At 67.7% G+C, this 19,866-nt stretch carries 15 protein-coding genes; 13 read left to right on the forward strand and 2 right to left on the reverse strand.

The window, feature by feature from the left end:
- Positions 1-9: 9 nt before the first annotated feature.
- The 8 genes from HV783_RS04350 (at position 10) to HV783_RS04385 (ending at position 12,195) form a co-directional block, all read left to right on the forward strand.
- Positions 10-2,490 (forward strand): hypothetical protein, encoded by a 2,481-nt coding sequence (locus HV783_RS04350; RefSeq protein WP_054502610.1) that lies wholly within the window; start codon positions 10-12, stop codon positions 2,488-2,490.
- Entirely contained in the window at positions 2,487-4,550 is a 2,064-nt protein-coding gene (locus tag HV783_RS04355) for a glycosyltransferase (protein WP_175188751.1), read from the forward strand. Before HV783_RS04350 ends, HV783_RS04355 begins: the two co-directional genes overlap by 4 nt.
- A gap of 42 nt (positions 4,551-4,592) precedes the next feature.
- Positions 4,593-5,753, forward strand: coding sequence for a polysaccharide biosynthesis/export family protein (locus HV783_RS04360; protein WP_054502608.1), 1,161 nt, complete (start codon positions 4,593-4,595; stop codon positions 5,751-5,753).
- Positions 5,754-5,760: 7 nt separating this feature from the next.
- Positions 5,761-7,101, forward strand: coding sequence for an ABC transporter permease (locus tag HV783_RS04365; protein WP_175188752.1), 1,341 nt, complete (start codon positions 5,761-5,763; stop codon positions 7,099-7,101).
- Positions 7,102-7,110: 9 nt separating this feature from the next.
- Positions 7,111-7,824, forward strand: coding sequence for a P-loop NTPase family protein (locus HV783_RS04370; protein ID WP_054502606.1), 714 nt, complete (start codon positions 7,111-7,113; stop codon positions 7,822-7,824).
- Positions 7,825-7,945: 121 nt separating this feature from the next.
- On the forward strand, positions 7,946-8,977 hold the full coding sequence (locus tag HV783_RS04375) for a KpsE/RkpR family capsule polysaccharide export protein (protein ID WP_054502871.1): 1,032 nt from the start codon (positions 7,946-7,948) through the stop codon (positions 8,975-8,977).
- The gene (locus HV783_RS04380) at positions 8,970-10,901 is read left to right on the forward strand and encodes a tetratricopeptide repeat protein (RefSeq protein WP_240806463.1); all 1,932 of its coding nucleotides are present in this window, start codon (positions 8,970-8,972) and stop codon (positions 10,899-10,901) included. The genes HV783_RS04375 and HV783_RS04380 overlap by 8 nt, the downstream gene beginning before the upstream one ends.
- Positions 10,902-11,031: 130 nt before the next feature.
- Positions 11,032-12,195, forward strand: coding sequence for a pectate lyase family protein (locus tag HV783_RS04385; RefSeq protein WP_054502870.1), 1,164 nt, complete (start codon positions 11,032-11,034; stop codon positions 12,193-12,195).
- Between the two features lie 46 nt (positions 12,196-12,241).
- On the opposite strand, the gene HV783_RS04390 is transcribed toward HV783_RS04385, so the two are convergent.
- Positions 12,242-12,847: an RBBP9/YdeN family alpha/beta hydrolase gene (locus HV783_RS04390; protein ID WP_054502869.1), complete on the reverse strand. Its 606-nt coding sequence runs from the start codon at positions 12,845-12,847 to the stop codon at positions 12,242-12,244.
- 269 nt (positions 12,848-13,116) lie between these two features.
- On the opposite strand from HV783_RS04390, the gene HV783_RS04395 reads away from it, so the two are divergent.
- The 5 genes from HV783_RS04395 to HV783_RS04415 all read left to right on the forward strand — a co-directional run bounded on the left by HV783_RS04395 (position 13,117) and on the right by HV783_RS04415 (position 18,674).
- Positions 13,117-14,244, forward strand: coding sequence for a branched-chain amino acid ABC transporter substrate-binding protein (locus HV783_RS04395; protein WP_054502604.1), 1,128 nt, complete (start codon positions 13,117-13,119; stop codon positions 14,242-14,244).
- Between the two features lie 214 nt (positions 14,245-14,458).
- Positions 14,459-15,160, forward strand: coding sequence for a response regulator (locus HV783_RS04400; protein ID WP_054502603.1), 702 nt, complete (start codon positions 14,459-14,461; stop codon positions 15,158-15,160).
- Positions 15,153-16,445 (forward strand): ATP-binding protein, encoded by a 1,293-nt coding sequence (locus tag HV783_RS04405; RefSeq protein ID WP_054502602.1) that lies wholly within the window; start codon positions 15,153-15,155, stop codon positions 16,443-16,445. The genes HV783_RS04400 and HV783_RS04405 overlap by 8 nt, the downstream gene beginning before the upstream one ends.
- Positions 16,446-16,605: 160 nt before the next feature.
- Positions 16,606-17,709, forward strand: coding sequence for a serine hydrolase domain-containing protein (locus HV783_RS04410; protein ID WP_175188753.1), 1,104 nt, complete (start codon positions 16,606-16,608; stop codon positions 17,707-17,709).
- Positions 17,710-17,792: 83 nt separating this feature from the next.
- On the forward strand, positions 17,793-18,674 hold the full coding sequence (locus tag HV783_RS04415; RefSeq protein ID WP_116791204.1) for a MipA/OmpV family protein: 882 nt from the start codon (positions 17,793-17,795) through the stop codon (positions 18,672-18,674).
- Between the two features lie 80 nt (positions 18,675-18,754).
- Here HV783_RS04415 and HV783_RS04420 read toward each other — a convergent pair whose 3' ends face one another.
- The gene (locus HV783_RS04420; RefSeq protein WP_054502599.1) at positions 18,755-19,843 is read right to left on the reverse strand and encodes a sn-glycerol-3-phosphate import ATP-binding protein UgpC; all 1,089 of its coding nucleotides are present in this window, start codon (positions 19,841-19,843) and stop codon (positions 18,755-18,757) included.
- Positions 19,844-19,866: the final 23 nt, after the last annotated feature.

A 19,866-nucleotide genomic window follows, 5' to 3' on the forward strand; every position in this document is an offset into this window, starting at 1 on the left:
AGGCCCGGAATGACCGCCTTTACCATTGCCCCGATTGGAACCTGCCGCATCCACACGCCGTTGCGTGATGCCGTGGGTCGCTATCCGATCAAGCAGCAGCTTGGTCGCAACTACGGTTTCGTGCACACCAGCGCCGAGGCGCTGCAGCAAGCCCGCTTCATGTTTGGCCAGGCCGAGATTCCCGCCGACGTGCAGCGCGTGATCTTCCGTCCGTCCAACGGCGAGCAGGCCCGGCGCGGCGTGCACAAGCCGGCCGACCTGTACATGGTCGAACTGTCCTCGCGCAAGCTGCTGACCGTCGACGGCTATCCCATCCAGTCCAACTACCTGGTGCGCTACTTCAGCGAGTTCTTCGCCGACCGCGCGCGGACCCGCTCGTTCTGGTCCCAGGCCAGCGACGAGCGGCTGGCCGAGCGCCGCGCGTGGCTGGACCAGGATCCGGTCTTCAAGAGCCTGTCGGCGGACAACCGCGACCTGCTCGCGCGCATCGTCAAGCGTGAACAGACGGATGACGAGATCGCGCAGCAGATGCAGGCGCTGGTCGATCTGCTGGGCCGCGACAAGGTGGTGTTCGTCACGCACGTCAACGCCATGACGCCCGACAATGTGCCGATCGAGCAGCGGGCGCAGTTGATCGCGGCCGTGACCGCCAGCGCCCAGCACATCGGCGTGCCTTGCTACGACCCGACCCCGCTGATGAACAAGATCGGCCAGGCGGATGCGCTGGAGGACGGCGGGCTGGACCTGACGCACTACACCCCGCTGTTTGCCGAACGCCTGTACACCGAATGGTTCAAGACCTTCGTGCGCCCGCGCATGAGCGCCTCCACGCCGCAGTCCGCCGTGCCCAAGCTGGGCGCCGAGGAAAGCGTCGAGCGCATCGAGAAGCTCTGGGACGCCGGCGAACTGCGCGAGGCCTCGCGCCGGCTGCGCGACGTGCTGCGCCGTCATCCGGGCCTGCCCGACCACACGCTGCTGTTCGCGCGCATCCAGGAAGAGCTGGGCGATTACGAAGGCTCGCTGGCATTGCTGGACGGCGCCGATGGCGCGCTGGCCACCGGCAGCAAGGCCGAGCAGATCCTGATGCGCAACCATTTCAAGCTGGGACGCCACGAGCTTGCGCACTCGCTCGCCGCCGGCCTGCTGGGCGACGAGATCGAAACGCCGGAAATCGTGCGCATCGCGGCGATCTCCGCCGGCCACCTGGGGTTCGTGGACGAGGCGCTGGGCAACTGGAAGCAATTGTTCCGCATCTCCTCGCCCCAGGACCCCACCGCCACGGAGGCGGCCGACACCGTGCTGTCGCTGCTGCAGGCGGGCAGCGATATGGACGCCGTCCTGCGCTGGGTCCATGAAGTGCGCGCCGCCATCCCGTCGCATGGCCGTAGTTTCGCGATGCTGTGGCGCGACCGGCTGATCGCCGGAGACCGCGCCGGCCTGCGCGCGCTGGCCTTTGAATCGCCCGCGCTCAAGGACGTGGAAGCGCTGGAACTGGTCAAGGAAGCGACCTGGCGCGGTTGCATCATGGCCGCGGCCGCGCTGGCCGTGTCGTGCAAACTGGCCGACAGCGAACAGGAAGACATTTCCGGCTGGCTGCGCACGCAGTCCGCGGCGTGGGCCGAGGAGGGCACCCAGGCGCTGGAGGAAGGCCGCCTGCGCGATGCCGCCGAGCGCATCTGCGCGCACCGCCTGCTCAATCCGGACGCCCTGGCCGGCGTGCGCGCGCAGCGCGCCTTTGAACGCGCCATGCGTCTGGGCGTGAGGGCCGCGCTGGTGGCGGGCAACCACAAGGAAGTGATCGACCTGACCGACATCGCGCTCGATACCCAGGTCGAGTTCCCCGAGTTGCACGCCATGCGTGGACGCGCGGCCGACGCGCTGGGCGACAAACAGACCGCCATGCGGCACCTGGAGCAGGCCGCGGCAAACGAATCCGCGCCGTTCAGCACGCAATTGCATTTCGCACGGGTGGCGTTCAACGGCGGCTGGTTCGGCGAGGCCATCGACGCCTACAAGATGGTCCTGGCGCATGCCTCGGCGGACCAGAGCGCCAAGGACGAGGCCGAGCGCCAGCTCGGACGGCTCGGACCGCGCGCCATTCGCGGCGCCCGTGAAATCCTGGCGGCCGGCGATCCCAAGGCCGCCTGGGACCTGTTGGATCGTGTGGCGCAATCGTGGCCCGGGATGCCGGAGGTCGACCACGAGAAGCGGCGCATCCTGGCCGTGCTGTACGCGGAAGCGCGCGCGCTGGAGTCGTCCAGCACCACCGAGCGCCTGGCCTTGGGCGAGCGCATCCTGCAACTGGTGCCCGACGATCCCATCGGCCTGCGCCTGGCCGCGGTCGGCGCCATGCGCCTGCACCGCTTCGAACAGGCCCTGCCTTACTGGCGCGCGCTTCAGGAGCGTTCCGACAACCCTGCCCAGTACGATCACTACATCGAGCGCTGCCAGGTGTGGATCGACAAGGCCAACCGCAGGAAGGCCGCATGAATCCGCCGCTGATTACCGAACGCGAGGAAGCCGCCTCGTCCGAGCTCCAGCAGGTCCAGGCGCGGCTGGAGGAAATCGTCGCGGCATCGGTGCGGGTCCAGGTCGCGCAGGCGAACCTGGCCGACGCGCAGACGATGGCGCGCGGCCACCTGGCCGACCCCAAGGTCCGCTTCCTGCTGCTCAGGTTGAAAGAGGCGGCGGGCCTGAACGAGGGTATGTCCGAACAGTGGGCCACGCTGCTGCGCGAATGTCCCGATGACCTGGAGATCGTGCGCTACCGGGCGACCCGCCTGGTCAAGGAGCGCCATGTCGATGAGGCGCTGGCCCTGGTCGAGCGGCACCTGCCGGAGTCCACGGACAATCCCTCCAGGCTGTTCGCCCGCGCCAAGCTGTTGAGTGACATCCGCGCGCACGCGCAGTCGGACGAGCTGTTTCGCCGGCTGATCCTGCAGCATACGGATCGCAACATCCGCGTCGAGTTCGCCAAGCGCCTGCGCAAGCGCGGCCTGCTGGCGGACGCGTTCGAGGTCATCGCGCCCGTGGCCAGGCACCTTGCGCCTGGCAGCAAGGCGGCGGAACTGGCCAACGGCCTGGCCAGCGACTACGCCTTCTACCAGCGCCTGGAGCCCGAAAGCGCGCTGGCGGGAAAGGACATCAGGATCGTGTCGATGAAGCACGCCATCCTGCATTTCCGTCATCGGCAGATCCCGGAATATTCTCCGGAGAAGCCGGTTTCGGTCGCCCTGGTGACCGGCAGCCTGGGCCCGGGCGGCGCCGAGCGCCAATTGACGCGGCTGGCCGGAGAGCTGGCCCGCATGGCGGACGCGCCCGATGCCGGAGCGGCCGATGCGCCGATGAAGCCGGAAAAGGTCGAAGTGCTGGTCAAGCAGCACACCGAGCCGGCCGGTTCCACCAAGAAGCAGGGACTGGACTTTTTCCTGTCCGTGCTGGTCAAGGCGCGGATTCCGGTCACGGAAATCAACAAGTTGCCGGCGATCTCGGTGGCTCATCAGTCGGTGCCGGATGGCAGCCTGGGCCGCCTGCTGGAGCAGTTGCCGCCGCCGGTCCACTACGGCGTGACGCGGCTGGCGCCCGTGCTGCGCGCCAGCACGTTCGACGTGGTGAGCCTGTGGCAGGACGGCACCTGCCTGTTCGGCGCCCTGGCGGCGCTGCTGGCCGGCGCTCCAACCATTCACCTGGTGTTCCGTGGCTTGCCGCCGAACATCCGCAAGGACCGCTTCCGCGAAGAGTACCCGGAGCTGTACCAGGCCCTGGCCCAGGTGCCCGGCGTGCATTTCGTCAGCAACAGCCGCAAGGCCGCCGAAGCCTATGCTGAGTGGCTCGGCATCCCCATCGTGCGCTTCCATGTGCTGTACAACGGCGTGCCGGACCTGACCACCGACGCCGCGCAGGCCGACCAGGAAAAGTGGCGGGCCTTCCAGGAAAGCACGGCCGACGCCACGGAAACCATCGGCGGCGTATTCCGCCTGGAGCCGGACAAACGCCCTCAGCTTTGGATCAAGCTGGCCGCCATGTACCTGAAACAGCGTCCGCGTGCGCGCTTTGTCATCGTCGGCGATGGCCGGCTGCACGACAACATCGTGGCGTTGGCGGAAGAACTGCGCGTGATGGATCGACTGCTGCTCGTCGGCCTGTCGAACCACGTGGGCTACTGGTATTCGCAAATGGACGCCAAGGTCCTGCTGTCGCGCTACGAAGGCCTGCCCAACGTGCTGATCGAAGCCCAGTTGCTGGGGGTGCCGGTCGTCTCGACGCCGGCCGGCGGCGCGGGCGAGTGCTTCGAGGAAGACCAGACGGGCCACCTGCTGGGCGATGTCGAGCATCCCGACCTGCATGAGGCTTGCGACAAAGTCGCCTCGATCGTCGATCGGGTGCGCGCCGACGAGAGCCTGAAAGCCCAAAGCCGCAAGCGGGCGCAGACCCTGTTTTCGCTGGAGGCGATGCTGGCCAAGTTCCTGAGCCTGTGCATGCCGCTCATGCCAGAGTCGGAGAACGACGCGAGCATGGAATTGCCCCCGATGCGTCTCAAACAGGCTTGAGCGTCCGCCAGCCTCATCCTGGTCCTGAAGATAAAGGAAGTTATGCAAATGAACGTCCCGGCGGCGAGCCCGCGCCGCATTGCGGCGCCGGCCCTGCTGCTGATCACCGTACTCATGCTCAGCGGCTGCCAACTGCCGCGCTCGGGCCCCATGTTGAGCGAGATGACAGGCGCGCACGACGCCAAGGACGTCATCGTGATGCCGGCGTCGCGCGAACTCGCGCGCGCGAGCCGGGTGCCCGAGGTGTCCGATTTTCCCGTTCGCTATCGCGACCTGACCGAGGCCGGCTTCGACACCCTGGTGCCCGGCGATGGCATCAACGTGAAAGTGTGGGAACGCGGCGGACTGGGCGTGTTCGCGGCGGATCCGACGGGGGTGAGCGACCTGGGCAACCAGGAGCTGGACCGCAATGGCTATGTGTCCTTTCCCATCCTCGGCAAATTCAAGGCGGGCGGCATGACGCTGGGGCAACTGCATGACGCCATCGTGGCGCGGCTGAGCCGGCTGGTGGCCGGCGCCGATGTCAGCGTGACGCGCGCCACCGACGCGCGCGGGCAGATGGTGACCGTGCAGGGCAACCTGACCAAGCCGGGCATGTACCCGATCACGCAGACGTCCCAGCGCCTGAGCAGCGCGCTGGCGCAGGCGGCGCCGGTGCAGACCAATCCCGAGCAGCTCGTCATCAGCCTGCGGCGCGACAACAAAGTCGCCTCGGTGCGCCTGTCGGACATTTACCGCAACCAGAACAACGACATCCTGCTGCGCTCGGGCGACGTCATCACCGCGTACGAATCGCGCGAGTTCCTGACGGTGCTTGGCGCGGCCGGCAACCAGGGCCGCGTGGCCATCAGCAAGCGTAACTACAGCGTGCTGGACGCGCTGGCCGACGCCAAGGGGCTGGATGACCAGACCGCCGACCCGCGCTCGGTGTTTCTGTTCACGCCGGCGCAGGCAGGCGCCGAGGGCAAGCCGGACCTGTTGCCAGTGGTGTACCAGTTCGATCTCACGCGTCCGGAACAGGTGGCGCTGGCCCGCGAATTCACGGTGAAGGAAGGCCAGGCGATCTATATCTCCGACGCGCCGTTCACCCAGGTGCAGAAGGTGCTGTCCGCGTTCCGCGTGACCATGAGCGCCGGCTTCAGCGCCACTCGGGCGATCGACTCCGACTCCGGCTCCGGCGCCTCCAACGGCATCAGCCAGTAGCGTGTCGATGAGCAACGAGGATCGGATCAAGGGTTGGCGTTCGCGGAGAAAGGACAGCAGCTACGCGGTGGGATCGGGCGTCGCCGCCTGGCGCCTGGACCCGGCCGCGCTGTTCGAGGCCAAGGCGGAGCCGGCTGTGCTGTTCAAGCCCTTGCTGGCGCGTCTGCAGGGCGAGCCGCACGACTCGGTGGCCGCCCGGCGGGCGGTCTACGAGGCGGTGCAGGCCGAGCTGGACGCGGAGATCGCGCGCGCCGAGGTCGATGAGTCGCTGGCCGATTTTTCACGGCGACGCCTGCGCATCATCGTGCGCCTGCTGGAGCAGGACATCCGCGCCGGCGTCGAGGTGTTCGCGCCGGGCTATATGCCCGTGCGGCTGGTGGCGGAGGATCGGCGCCTGGCCCAGGCGCAGGAGCGGCGCGAGCAGCGGCGCAGGCAGGACGAGGCGCGCGAGGCGCGTCGCCGTGCCTCGCGCAACGATATCGCGCTGGAGATGGAGCTGCCGGCGGGCGAGGCCGGCGACCTGGAGATCCTGCGGGACCGGGTGCGCGGCCTGCATGCCGGGCATCGTCCGCATATCGCCGGCCGCGGCTGGCCAGGCGGACGCACGCTGTTGGCGCTGTTCGTCTATCAGTTGCATGTGATGCATGGCGAAAGCCGGATCGCGCTGTTGTGGGCGTTCGTGGGCCCGGTGGTGCTGCTGACGCTGATTTCGTCGCTCTACATCCTGATGGGCACGCACTACATCCTGGGGATGGACGTGCAGACCTTCTCGCTGTTGGGCGCGACGACCTGGATCATGTTCCGCCAGATCATCTTCCGCAGCAGCACGGCGTATGTGTCGGCGCGCGGCCTGTTGAACTTCCAGGGCGTGTCGCCCTTGATGTGCGCGCTGGTGCAGGCGCTGCTGTACGTGTCGGTGTACCTGGTGGTGTTCGTGGTCCTGATCACCGCCGGCCATGCGCTCGATCTCATCACGCTGCCCAAGAGCTGGCCGGGCTTCATGCTGTACGTGGTGCTGATGGCGTGCTGCGCCGCGGCGATGGGCCTGCTGTTCGGCGCGATCGCGACGTTCTGGCACTTCTTCCTGCGGCTGGCGCCGGTGATCGAACGCTTCCTGCAGATTTTCTCGGGCGTCTTTTTCGTTTCGGAGCAGTTGCCCGAACAATTGCGGCCCTGGATGCTGTGGCTGCCGTTCTCGCATGGCATGCAACTGCTGCGCTCGGCCTACTTTGATTCCTATACGTCGCAGGACGCGAGCCTGGGGTACTTCCTGACCAGCCTGGTTTTCCTGATGGTGGTCGCCCTGGCGGCCGAGCGGCTGGCCCGACCCAACATCCAGCCCATGTGAGGAATGACGATGATCCATCTCAATCGCGTCACGGATGAACCCCTGGCCTTCGGCCACCGGCAGGCGTTGCTGGCCCAGGCCAGCCTCGACATTCCCGTCGGGCGCTATGCCTTGCTGTCGCCGGCGCCGGAGCTGCACCGCCAGATCATTGACCTGCTGTGCGGCCTGCGGCCGCCGCGCCAGGGCTTCGTCCAGCACGACGGCAACGTGTCGTGGGCGATCGGCCGGCAGGGCTTCATCCGCGGCAAGGCCAGCGGCCTGAACATGATCGAGCTGGTGAGCCAGATGTACGAGCTCGACGCCGATGCCACCTATGAACTGGTGGCCGACCTGATTACCGACCCCAAGAGCCTGCCGCGGCCGATGGAGCATTGGCCGCTGTTCGCGCGGCAGGAGTTTTCGTTTGCGCTGGCCCTGGCGCCGGCGTTCGATGTCTACGTGATCGAAGGGGCCATTCCCTTCGAACCCTGCCGTTTCACCCGTCTCTGGCTGGCGCTGTTCGAAGAACGGCTGGTCGGCAGGACGCTCATTCTTTCCAGTTATCGCCAGAATCAATTGGCGGACTATTGCCTGAAGGGCCTGATTTATGAACGAAGCGCACTCCGCATCGAAGACGACCTCGACCAGTGCATCCAGAAGTTCCCCCCGCGACGATCACGAAGCGAATCCGGAACAGGCGACGACGTTTTCGGCGGATTCGACGAGGGCCAGCTCGGCTTCTGAGAGCGGCTCCGAGATCGAGCGCCGGCGCCGCGAACGGCAGTCGGCGTTGGAGGATCGACGCCGCCGGCGCTGGATCAACGCGCTCATCGTCGTCGCCCCGGTGGTCCTGGCGCTGGTTTACGTGCTCTGCATCGCCACGCCGCGCTACGAAGCCGAATCGCGCTTCTTCGTGCAGTCGGGCTCCGGCCAGCAGGGCGGCGGCGCGATGGCGGCCAGCCTGCTCACGACCGGCAACTCGGGCGGCATGCTCGGCGGCTTCGTCGACGGCTGGGCGGTCAGCGACTTCCTCAGGTCGCGCGACAGCATGCGGCAGTTGGACAAGAAGGTCGGCCTGCGCCAATACCTGTTGAATAAGGGCCTGGACCCGGCCAACCATCTGTCGGAGGACTCGAGCGAGGACGATCTGTATCGCGCCTATCGGGCCTCGGTGCAGGTTTCCTTCAATGCGCTGGAGCAGATCGACGTGCTGCGCGTGCGCGCGTATTCGCCCGAGGACGCCGAAACCCTGTCCAGGGCGCTGATCGGCCTGGCGGAAGAGTTCGTCAGCTCCATGAATGAAAAGGGCGTGGCCGACAAGCTCAGGGTCAGCGAGGAATCTGTCAGGCAGGCCGAGCAGAAGGCGCTGAGCGCCCGCGAAGCGCTGACCACCTGGCGTACCACGCACGGCAACATCGACCCGACCGCGACGGTGGCCATGCTGCTGAACCTGTCGAGCCAGTTGGAAGCGGAGCTGAGCACCGCCCAGATCAACCTGGACAAGATCCGCGCGCTGAACAACAAGGACCATTTCATGCTCAAGCCCGCCGAGACGCAGGTCGTGGCCCTGAAGAAACGGCTCGCCGCCGTGCGCCAGCGCCTGAGCGGCGAGGGCAACACGGAAGCGAAACAACTCAAGTCATACGAGGCGCTGCGCAATACGCAGGCTTTCGCCGACTCGAATCTGACGCTGGCGCAGCAGTCCTACCAGCAGGCCGTGACGGACGCCCTGCGCCTGCAGCGTTACCTGTCCATCATCGCGCAACCGGTCTCCACCGACCGGCCCAGCAGCCCGCGCACGGGGGTGCTGCTGCTGCAGGCGCTGGCGCTGGGGTTCGTGCTCATGTTCGTGCTGCGCGCGGCGATGGCATTGCTGAGAGGATTGCGCCATGGTTGATACCACGATAGAACGCCCCGGCGCCCTGGCGCCGACCGCCGCCCAGGCCGCTCCGAGCGATGGCGTCAGCCGCCTGCGCGCCGTCATCAAGCAGATCCTGGAGGCGGATGATCCGTTGCAGGCGATGGCCGGGCTCGGACCGGCGCTGGCGCGGGTGGAGGAGGGCTGGCGCGACGCGCGCCGCCTGCTGGTGTCGCCGTTCGTGAAGGTGGGCCGGCTCGAGCCGGCGATCGCCGCGCTGGAGCGGCTGGTCGAGGCCTATCCGACGCGCACCGACGACCGCCGCCTGCTCGCCAGCCTGCTGGGCCGCACCGAGCAGTGGGACCGAGCCATCGCCCAGGCCGACGCCGCCGCCGCGATCGCGCCCCAGGACGCGGCATTGCAGGCCGCGCGGATACAACTGCGCGTGCAGGCCGGACGCATTCCGCAGGCTGCCGAGGTTGCGCGCCAGACCGCTGCCGTGGCGCGCGCCAATCCGGGCGAGGCGCATTGGTGGATGCTGGCCCATGCGCGCAACGACGATTCGGCCGATGCGGCTGCCATTGCCATGACCTTGCAGGCGGCCGATCTGCCGAACGCGCGCGTGGCGACGGTGGCTGTGCGTGCCTTGCTGGACGACGACCGGGTCGAGGCGGCGATCGAGCTGGGCAACGGCGCGCTGGGCGCAGGGCACGACGCCCCGGCGCTGCGCGCATCGCTGGGCCTGGCGCACTTGCGGCGCGCCACCGACGAGGACCGCAAGCTGCATGCCCCGGCGCACTTCGAGGCGGGCTTGAGCGCGGCGCCGGCCGACGTGCGGTTGTTGACGCTGCATGGAGAGACCCTGCTGCGCGCCGGCCGCTACAAGGAGGCCGTGGCGCCGCTTCGCCAGGCCGTGGAACTGGCGCCGGACCTGGAGCAGACCCGCGCCCTGTACGCGCGCGCGCTGCGCTACACGCTGCAGTATGAAGAGGCGGCCGACCAGATGCTGCGGCTGGTCGAGAAGTCGCCCGAAAAGCGACTCTGGCAGCGCGGGGCCATCGGCGCGCTGTCGCAGGCCGGGCGCAAGCAGGAGGCGGAGGCCCTGTTCGAGCGATACGTGGCGCAACGCGGGCAGGCGCTGCCGGCGACTTTCCAGGAAGCCCTGGACCAGTTGGAACACAAACTGGATACCGCCCCGATCCCGCAAGCCCGCCTGGACTGGGCCTGGTCGCTGCGCGACGACGCCACGGCCGACCGTGCGCAATGGGAGCGGCGCGCGCGCTGGGGCCATCTGGTGGATCACCTGCTGTTCGACTGGCTCGAATGCCGCGAGGACAGCGTCGAGGAAGCCATGCAGATGCTGGGCGAACTGGACACCGGCGAGCGTTTCTTCGCGCCGCTGCTGGCCACCGGCCGGGGCGTGGTGGTGGCCACGGCGCACGTGGGGCCCATGTATGCCGGCCTGATGGCGCTGGAACTGCTGGGCATTCCCTCGCGCTGGCTGGCGACCGCGCCCAGCATCGCCCAGAGCAGCTATGCCGCCGCCCTGATCTCCACCGCCGACCAGACCGAGGCGCAGGTCGCCAAGGCCTGCATGCGCGCGCTGGCCTCGGGCAACGTGCTGTGCCTGGCCGTGGACGGCGCCGCCAACCCGGCCGCGCCACGCGTGGATTTCGAAGGGCAGTCCGTGACCTATTCCAGCTTCGCGGCGCACCTGGCGCACCGCCAGGGCGTGCCGTCGGTGTTCTACACGCCGCGCTGGGAGAACGGCAAGGTGGCCTACACGCTGGAGATGCTGCCCGCCGTGGAACCGGGCGAGGACGCCGATGCGTATGCGGCGCGCTGGCAGGCGGCATATTTCAAGCATCTGCGGGCGCACGTGGCCGGTCCGCCGGAAAACCTGCGCCTGAGCGGCGGCATCTGGCGTCACGTGCAGTCCGCGGATCGGTCCGCGCAGCGTTAGGGGGTGAATGTCCATGAGAGCGACAACGAATTCAAGGCAAGCGGCGGCGGAGCAGGCGCCGCGCCGCAGGCGTGCTGGTCCGGTCCGTCGCTGGTTGCTGCGCGCGTTGGCCTGGCTGCCCGCGCTGGGCATGCTGTATGGCGGCGCGGCCGCTGCCAGTGAATCCTGCGCCAGTCCGGACGAGCGCTGCCCCTTCGTTTCCGAACTGCTGCAGCAGCGCGAGGGTTATGGCGCCCGGGCCACGGGCGGGCTGGGCGGCAAGTTCATCGAGGTCACCTCCGACCAGGACGCCGGACCGGGCACGCTGCGCGCGGCGCTGGCGCAGGCCAAGAAGGGGCCGACCTGGATCCGCTTCGCCTCGGACATGACGATCGTGCTGGAGTCGCAGTTGCGGGTGCCGTCCAACACCACGATCGACGGCCGTGGCAGGCACGTGGCACTGATCGACGACGGACTGGGCGTGTATGGCAGCAGGAACGTCATCCTCACGCACCTGACCATCGATGGCCGCCTGAACCGGCTGACGCAGGCCGTGAACATCGCCAACGACAGCCGCGACGTGTGGGTGGACCACATGGACCTGTCGCGCATGTCCGACCGGCTGCTGAACGTGAAGAACGGCTCCACCGACGTCACGATTTCGTGGACCAAGTTCCACAACTCGAACAAGGTCATGCTGCTCAACAACATCACCTCGAAGAACCTGTTCGCGAACTACGACCGGGATTCCATCGCGCGCGTGACACTGCACCACAATTATTTCTTCAACACCGTGCAGCGCAATCCCCGGGGCCAGTTCGGCACGTTCCACCTGTTCAACAACCTGCTGGAGAACTGGGATTTCTACGGCATGAGCTTCAGCCTGGAGGCCAAGGCGCTGGTCGAGGGCAATATCTTCAACAACGATGCGAAGCGCCAATGCGTGGAGCCCGAGTTCTTCCCGACGGTGGAAGGGGTGAAGGTGAATTACTGCCGCTACATCCCCACCGCCGCCAAGCGCAGCGCGCTGGACAACGGGGCGTCGGACGAGGGCGCCTACCAGGACCTGAAGGCGGTGCACGGCTATACGCGCGACTTCAAGGCGTTCCTGCGCCTGAAGGACAACCTGTATCTGGGAGACGCGAAACCCGTGCTGCAGGACTACCGCCCCGAGGCCGCGCCGACGCCGCCGTATTGCTATGGCTATGAGACGCCCTCGGCCGAACTGGCGGACCGGATCCGCAAGCACGCGGGGAACACCAGCGGCGATACGCCGCTGCCCGCGACGCGGGTGGGCGCGGGCTGCCCAAGATAGCGGCGGCGCGGCGAGGCCGCGGCGCGCGGGGAACCCGAGTCGGGGGTCAGGCCTGGTGCGACAGCGGCCGCTCGGGAATCGGCGCGATGCGTTCGGGCGGCGGCGACACGCGCCACGAGGCGCGCCGGCGCAGCGCGCCGAACAGCTTGAGGCCTTGCGGCCAGTCTTCCAGTCCGCTGTCGGCGTTGATGTGGCCGGCGCCCGGAATCACCACCACGCGGCTGCCCCAACTCTCGGCAAAGGCGCGGGCGCGTTCCAGCCGGCAGTAGGGGTCATTGTCGCTGGCCACCACCACGCTCTGGAACGGCAGCGAGTGGCGCGGGATCGGCGCGAAACCGCGCAGACAGTCCGGCGCGTCGGGACGCTCGACGTCCGCCGGCGCCACCAGCAGGGCGCCGGCGACCTTGGCGCGCAGCGGCACCGGCAGCGCCGCGCTGATCAGGCAGCCCAGGCTGTGGGCGATCAGCAGCACGGGGCTGCGGGCCTGGTCGACCAGGCCGGCAAGGGTGGATATCCATTCCGCGCTGACCGGGTTCTGCCAGTCACGCTGCTGCACCCGCACCGCGTGCGGCAACAGGGTCTCCCAGCGCGATTGCCAGTGTTCGGGTCCGGAGTCTTTCCATCCGGGGACGATGATCGGTTGGAGTCTCATGGCGGCCATGATGCCGCGCCGGCTTAGTAACGCAAACGAATAAATCCGCTTTTGCATATACGGTGTCGGGCATAAGGGCGGCGGCCTCCCGGATGCGGCACCGCAATATCGAAACCCCGCGCAAGACGGGCCGGAACCCCTGCGAAAGCCGCTATTTTTCAGTGTATGCTTGCCGTGCTAATGCAACGTAACGGGGCGTGACCAATGCATTTCCGGCCGTCCGCCCGGTTCAAAAACCAACGATTACAAGCCATTAAAGGAGTGCACTCATGAAGCAAGCATTTCGTCTGACCCCGGTCATCGCGGCCCTCAGCGTCGCCGCGGGGTTGGCGTTCAGCGCCGGCGCGCAGGCACAGACCATCAAGATCGGCGTGGTGGGCCCCACCACCGGCGCGGTCACCCAGTACGGCGACATGGTCCGTGAAGGCGTCGACACCGCGGTGGAGCGCATCAACGCCGCCGGCGGCATCAACGGCAAGAAGCTGGAAACCGTGGTCATCGACGACGGCTGCGAACCCAAGCAGGGTCCGGTCGCCGCCAACCGCGTGGTCAACAGCAAGATCGGCTTCGTCGTGGGCCACGTCTGCTCGGGCGCCACCATCGCCGCCGCCGACATCTACAACAACGAAGGCGTGGTCATGGTCACGCCCTCGGCCACGTCGCCGGCCCTGACCGACGGCAAGAACTACGACTTCATCTTCCGCACCATCGGCCGCGACGACCAGCAAGGCCCCGCCGCCGCCAAGTTCATCCTGGAAAAGCTCAAGCCCAAGAAGGCCGCCGTGCTGCACGACAAGCAGTCGTACGGCCAGGGCATCGCCACCGCCGTCAAGAACGACCTCGAAAAGGGCGGCGTGCCCGTCGCCATCTTCGAAGGCATCAACGCCGGCGACAGCGACTACTCGGCGGTCATCACCAAGCTCAAGAGCCAGGGCGTGGACTTCGTCTACTACGGCGGCTACCACCCCGAAATGGGCCTGCTGCTGCGCCAGGCGGCCGAGCAGGGCGTGAAGGCCAAGTGGATGGGTCCGGAAGGCACGGGCAATCCGGACATCAACGCCATCGCCGGCGATGCCGTCGAAGGCATGCTGCTGACGCTGCCGGCCGACTTCACCCAGAACGCCGCCAACGCCGAGATCGTCAAGGCCTTCGCCGCCAAGAAGCGCAACGCCAGCGGCGCGTTCCAGATGACGGCCTACACCGCCACCCAGGTCATCGCCGACGGCATCAAGGGCGCCGGCAGCGAAGACCCGACCAAGGTCGCCAAGTACCTGCACGCCAACTCGTTCGACACGCCCATCGGCAAGGTTAGCTGGAACAAGCAGGGCGACCTGACGAACTTCCAGTTCGACGTGTTTGTGTGGCACAAGGACGGTTCGAAGTCCGTTTATAAATAAGGACTTGGCGCGCGATCGGGCGGCTTTGCCGTTCGCCGGCGCGCGCCACCCGCCAGACCCCTCGGCCGGGCCGGAAGCGACGTCTTCCCGCCCGGCTTTTTCGTGCACGCCGCCCGCCGGGAACCGAGCCGGCGCCGGTGGGGTCGAACGCCGCTCGCGCGGTTTTGCGTAGAATGCGGCGAAATCGCTCTCTCATTTTTTGTCCGGACACCCCATGACCAAGGCCTTGCTAGTCGAAGACGATCCGAAGCTGTCGCGCCTGATTGCGCAGTTCCTGGAGCAACACGGGTTCCAGGTCGCCCAGGCCTACCGCGGCGACCATGCGGTGGAGGCGTTCCGCCGCCACGACCCGGCCATCACCATCCTCGACCTGATGCTGCCCGGGCGCGACGGCCTGCAGGTCTGCCGCGACCTGCGGGCTTTCTCGTCGGCGCCGATCCTGATGCTGACCGCCCGCGAGGACGACCTGGACCAGATCCTGGGCCTGGAGTCGGGCGCGGACGACTACGTCATCAAGCCGGTCGAGCCGCGCGTGCTGCTGGCTCGCATCCGCGCGCTGCTGCGGCGCCACAGCCAGCTCGAGGAGCCGCCGGAGCGCCTGGAGTTCGGGCCGCTGGTCATCGACCGGCGCACCCGGGCGGTGGTTCACGGCGGCGTCGAGGTCGACCTGACCACGATGGAATTCGAGATGCTGTGGGCGCTGGCCAGCCAGGCCGGCCAGGTGCTCACCCGCGACGATCTGCTCAATGCGGTGCGCGGCATCGAGTTCAACGGCCTGGACCGCAGCGTCGACGTCTGCGTCAGCAAGCTGCGCCGCAAGCTCGACGACGACCCGCGCGATCCGGCGCGCATCAAGACCGTGTGGGGCAAGGGCTACCTGTTCTCGCCCAAGGCGCACGAGGGCGGCGATGATTAAATTCGTCCTGCGGCTCTTCGTGGTGCTGGCGGTCGGCTTCGTGATTTCCAACGAAGTCGTGGACCGTTCCGCCAACTACCTGTTCGAGCCGGTCAGCGACGCCTACACCCGCGAGTCGGTGCGCGGGCAGATCCACAGCCTGGTGCTGGAACTGTCGAAGGTCGAACCCGAAGCGCGGGCGGCCTACATCGAAAAGCAGCTCAAGCCCTACTATGGCCTGGGCCTGCGCGTCTTCAACGCGTCGGACTACAACGCCAGCGACAGCGAGCGGCGCATCGTCGCTCGCGGCGATTTCTTCATCCGCGACAAGATGCAGACCTTCGTGGCCGCGATTCCCGGCCCTGGCCACCAGTGGCTCGAGGTCAAGCTGCCGCCCGAGCCGTCGTTTGGCCCGTGGGTGGTGGCGGCGGTCTACTCGGCCCTGGGGCTGCTGCTGTGCGCCTTCATGCTGGTGTGGGCGCTGCCGATCTGGCGCGACCTGGAGGCGCTCAAGACCGCCGCGCTGCGCATGGGGCAGGGCGACCTGGAGGCCCGCGCGCGGCTGTCGCGGCATTCCAGCATCGGCAACCTGGGCGACACCTTCAACCTGATGTCCGAGCGCATCGCCGCGCTGATCGGCAACCAGCGCGAGCTGACCAACGCCGTTTCGCACGAGCTGCGCACGCCGATCGCGCGCCTGTCGTTCGAGCTCGACATGATCAGCCGCGCCGAGGAGCCGGCCGAGCGCCAGCGCCTGATCGACGACATGAAGAGCGACGTCGCCGAGCTCGACAGCATGGCCTCCGAACTGCTGATGTACGCCCGCCTGGAGCACAAGGGCGACGGCGTCGCGCTGCAGCCGCAGGACGCCCGCAGTTGGCTCGACGCGGTGGTGCAGCACGCGGGCTTCGAGGCGGACCACTCGGGCGTGCGCTGCGAAGTGGTGCTGTGCCAGGTGCGCGAGGTGCACCTGCACCAGCGCTACATGACGCGCGCGCTGCTGAATCTGCTGCAGAACGCCATCCGCTATGCCGGCGGCCGGGTCCAGGTCAGCCTGGTGTCGCCCGCGCCGCGCGAGTACGTGCTGATGGTCGACGACGACGGCCCGGGCATCCCGCAAGCCGACCGCGAGCGCATTTTCGAACCCTTCATCCGCCTGGACGAGAGCCGCGACCGCGGCACCGGCGGCACCGGCCTGGGGCTGGCCATCGTCAGCCGCGTGGCGCGCTGGCACAACGGCACCGCGCAGGCCGCGGACAGCCCCTTGGGCGGCGCCCGTTTCATCGTCAGTTGGAAGGCGGCCTGAGGCTAGGGACGGGGGCGGGCCGCATTCATCCGGCACGCCTTTAACAAACTTAACAATCTGTCCTTCCAATCTTCACAAACTCCATACAAAGCGGGAAAGATCGGGATCGCGTCGCCGACTAGCATGACGGCAGTTCTCAGAAGAGGGTTGCCCGTTCGTCATGTTTTCGCTCACCCGCCTGGCTGCCGCCGCCATGTTCCTGATCGCCATGGGCGGTTGTCAGGGCGGGGCGCCGGCCGCGCCGCCGACGATATCCAAGGGCGACTATCCGGCGGTGGTGGCGTATCTGAAGCAGCGCATCGCCTATGACCTGGATGCGCAGCGGGTGCCGGGCCTGTCCATCGCCATCGTCGATGACCAGCGCACGGTCTGGAGCAGCGGCTTCGGCTATGCCGATTCGGCGCGTCATCGCACCGCCACCGGCGACACGCTCTACCGCGTAGGCGCCATCTCCAAGCTCGTGACCGCCGCGGGCGTGCTGCGCGCCGCCGACGACGGCCGCCTGTCGCTGGACATTCCGGCGGCCCAGGCGCTGCCGCAATGGGAGCTGGAGCCGCGCCGCGCCGCCATGCACTGGATGGGCACCTCTCCCTTCACCGTGCGACGCCTGCTGGCGCTGCGCCCCGACACGCTGGAAGACACCATGGGCCGGGCCCGCGCCGACATGGGCTACGCCATGCTCGGCGAGATGGTGGCGCACGCCGCCGACGAACCCTTTGACGCCTACGTGCGCCGCACGCTGCTGCAGCCGCTGAACATCTCGCGCGCAGGCTTCCGGATCGCGGGCGCCGCCGACGACGCGCGCGAACTGCGCGCGGCCGGCTACCGCCGCGGCATGCCGTGGATCGAACAGTCGCAGCCGAACGAGGCCGCCGAAGGCCTGTGGGCCAGTTCCTCCGAAATGGCACGCTTCTCCAGCATGCTGTTTGGCGGCGGCGCCTACCAGGGCCGCCGCATTCTCAAGGACGAATCCGCGCTCACGCTGCTCAATCTCGAGACGGTGGCCAGCGGCATGGACCTGGAATGCCGCCTGGCGCTGTCGTGGCTGGCGGCGCCCTGCGATGCCGACTACATCGCAGGCGACGCGCTGCGCGAACACAGCGGCGCCACCGAAGCCTTCCATGCCCGCTGGCTGCTGGCGCCGCGCGAAAAGCTGGCGGTGCTGGTGATGAGCAATGCCGACAGCGCCGAGCCGCTGGTGGCCTCGGTTTCGACCCTCGCGATGAACCTGATGCGCCAGGCCAAAGGCATGGCGCAAGAGTAAGCACGCGCCGCGATTGCCGCGGCGTGGCCGAGTTTTTCCCCCAACCTCGTTTCCCGGATGTTCTTATGAAGCGAAATCTCCCTATGTCCCTGATGCAGCGCCGCGCCGGCGCGGCGTGTTTGCTGGCCAGCCTGCCGGTGTTGTCGTTCGCCGCGGGCGGCCAGCAGGTCGCCGACAATTCGGTCTACGGTTCTCGCGGCGCCAGCTCGCGCGGCATCGAGGTCGCTACCGGCACCGAGAAACCGGCCGACGAGTGGAAATTCTACGGCACGCTGGGCGTCGGCTATGCGCCGCGCTACAGCGGCAGCGATGAAAGCTCGGCCCTGCCGATCGTCGGCCTGGGCATTCGCAGCCCGAACGGGTTCTTCCTGGACACCGCGCACGGCCTGGGCTGGGAGACGCAGGCGCTCAGCAGCACCTTCCGCTTCTATCTCGCGCCCAGCGCCTCGCGCAAGGATCACAAGAAAGGCTTCGAGGGGTCGAACAAGCTGCGCGGCATGGGCGACATCAAGAGCCGCGCGCAGATCGGCATGGACGCCGAGACGCAATGGGGTCCGGTGACGCTGTCGGCCACGGTGGCGCACGCGTTCAAGAAGGGCGACGACCGCGACGTGGGCAGCGCCTACACGCTGTTCAACCTGGGCGCCAGCACCACGGTGTACGAAGGCTCGGCCGGCTCGGTCTCGCTGGCGTTGAGCGGCAACTTCGGCGACGGCAACTACATGCGCACCTGGTATGGCGTGAGCGACCGCCAGTCCGCCAACTCGGGCTACCGCCGCTACAACCCCAAGGGCGGCCTGGAAAGCATCGGCCTGGGCGCGACCTGGGCGCTGCCGTTGAGCAAGTCGTGGTCCTGGTCGGTGGTGGGCGAAGCGCGCCGCCTTTACGGCGACGCGGCCGACAGCCCCATCGTGAAGGAGCGCAACCAGTACTCTGTCGGCACCATGGTGACGTACACGTATTGAGCGGGAAGGGACCCTTTCCCGGACGGGAAAGGGCGGGGCGGGCCAGCCGGGCGTATCGCCGCCGGCCCCGCCGCGATGGATTACAGCCCTTGCACGCGGCGGCCGGTGTCGGCCTCGAACCAGTGCAGCGGGTGACGGCCGTCAGGGCCGACATTGACGCGGTCGCCGACCTTGGCCGAGGACTCGGACAGTTGGCGCGTGGTGCAGCGCACGACCAGCGTGGTCTTGCCGCAGCGGCAGTGGACCAGTTGTTCGGAGCCCAGCGTTTCGACCATCTCGACTTCTGCGGGCACGCCCTGGGTGTTCAGCAGCATGTGCTCGGGGCGCATGCCCATGATGACCTTGCGGCCGCGCACCGGCGAAGGCACTTGCAGCGGCGAGATCTCCAGCGCCAGGCCGTCGGCGGTCTGCACCGTGCCGTCGCCGGCCACGTTGACTTCCATCAGGTTCATCGGCGGCGAGCCGATGAAGCCGGCCACGAAGGTCGAGGCGGGCTTCTCGAACACTTCCATCGGCGTGCCGATCTGCTCGGGCACGCCCTGGTACATGACGATCATGCGATGCGCCAGCGTCATGGCCTCGACCTGGTCGTGCGTCACGTACAGGCTGGTGGTGCCCAGGCGGCGGTGCAGCTTCATGATTTCCAGGCGCATCGCCACGCGCAGCTTGGCATCCAGGTTCGACAGCGGTTCGTCGAACAGGAACACCTTGGGTTCGCGCACGATGGCGCGGCCCATGGCCACGCGCTGGCGCTGGCCGCCCGACAGGGCGCGCGGGCGGCGGTCCAGCAGGTGGGTCAGTTCCAGGATCTGGGCGGCGGCGTCGACGCGCTTCTTGATCTCGTCCTTGGAGAACTTGCGGATCTTCAGGCCGTACGCCATGTTCTCGAACACGGTCATGTGCGGATAGAGCGCGTAGTTCTGGAACACCATCGCGATGTCGCGTTCGGCCGGCTCGAGATTGTTGACGACCTTGTCGTCGATCACGATCTCGCCGCTGGTCACGGTTTCCAGGCCCGCGACCATGCGCATCAGCGTGGACTTGCCGCAGCCCGAGGGGCCGACGATGACGATGAATTCACCGTCCTTCACATCCATGTCGATGCCATGGATGACCGGCACGTTGCCGGCGTAGGTTTTCTTTACGTTGCGAAAGCTGAGAGTAGCCATGAGTTATTCGTATCGGAGTCGTT

It is taken from the genome of Achromobacter dolens (genome assembly GCF_902859745.1).
GTDB lineage: Bacteria > Pseudomonadota > Gammaproteobacteria > Burkholderiales > Burkholderiaceae_B > Achromobacter > Achromobacter dolens.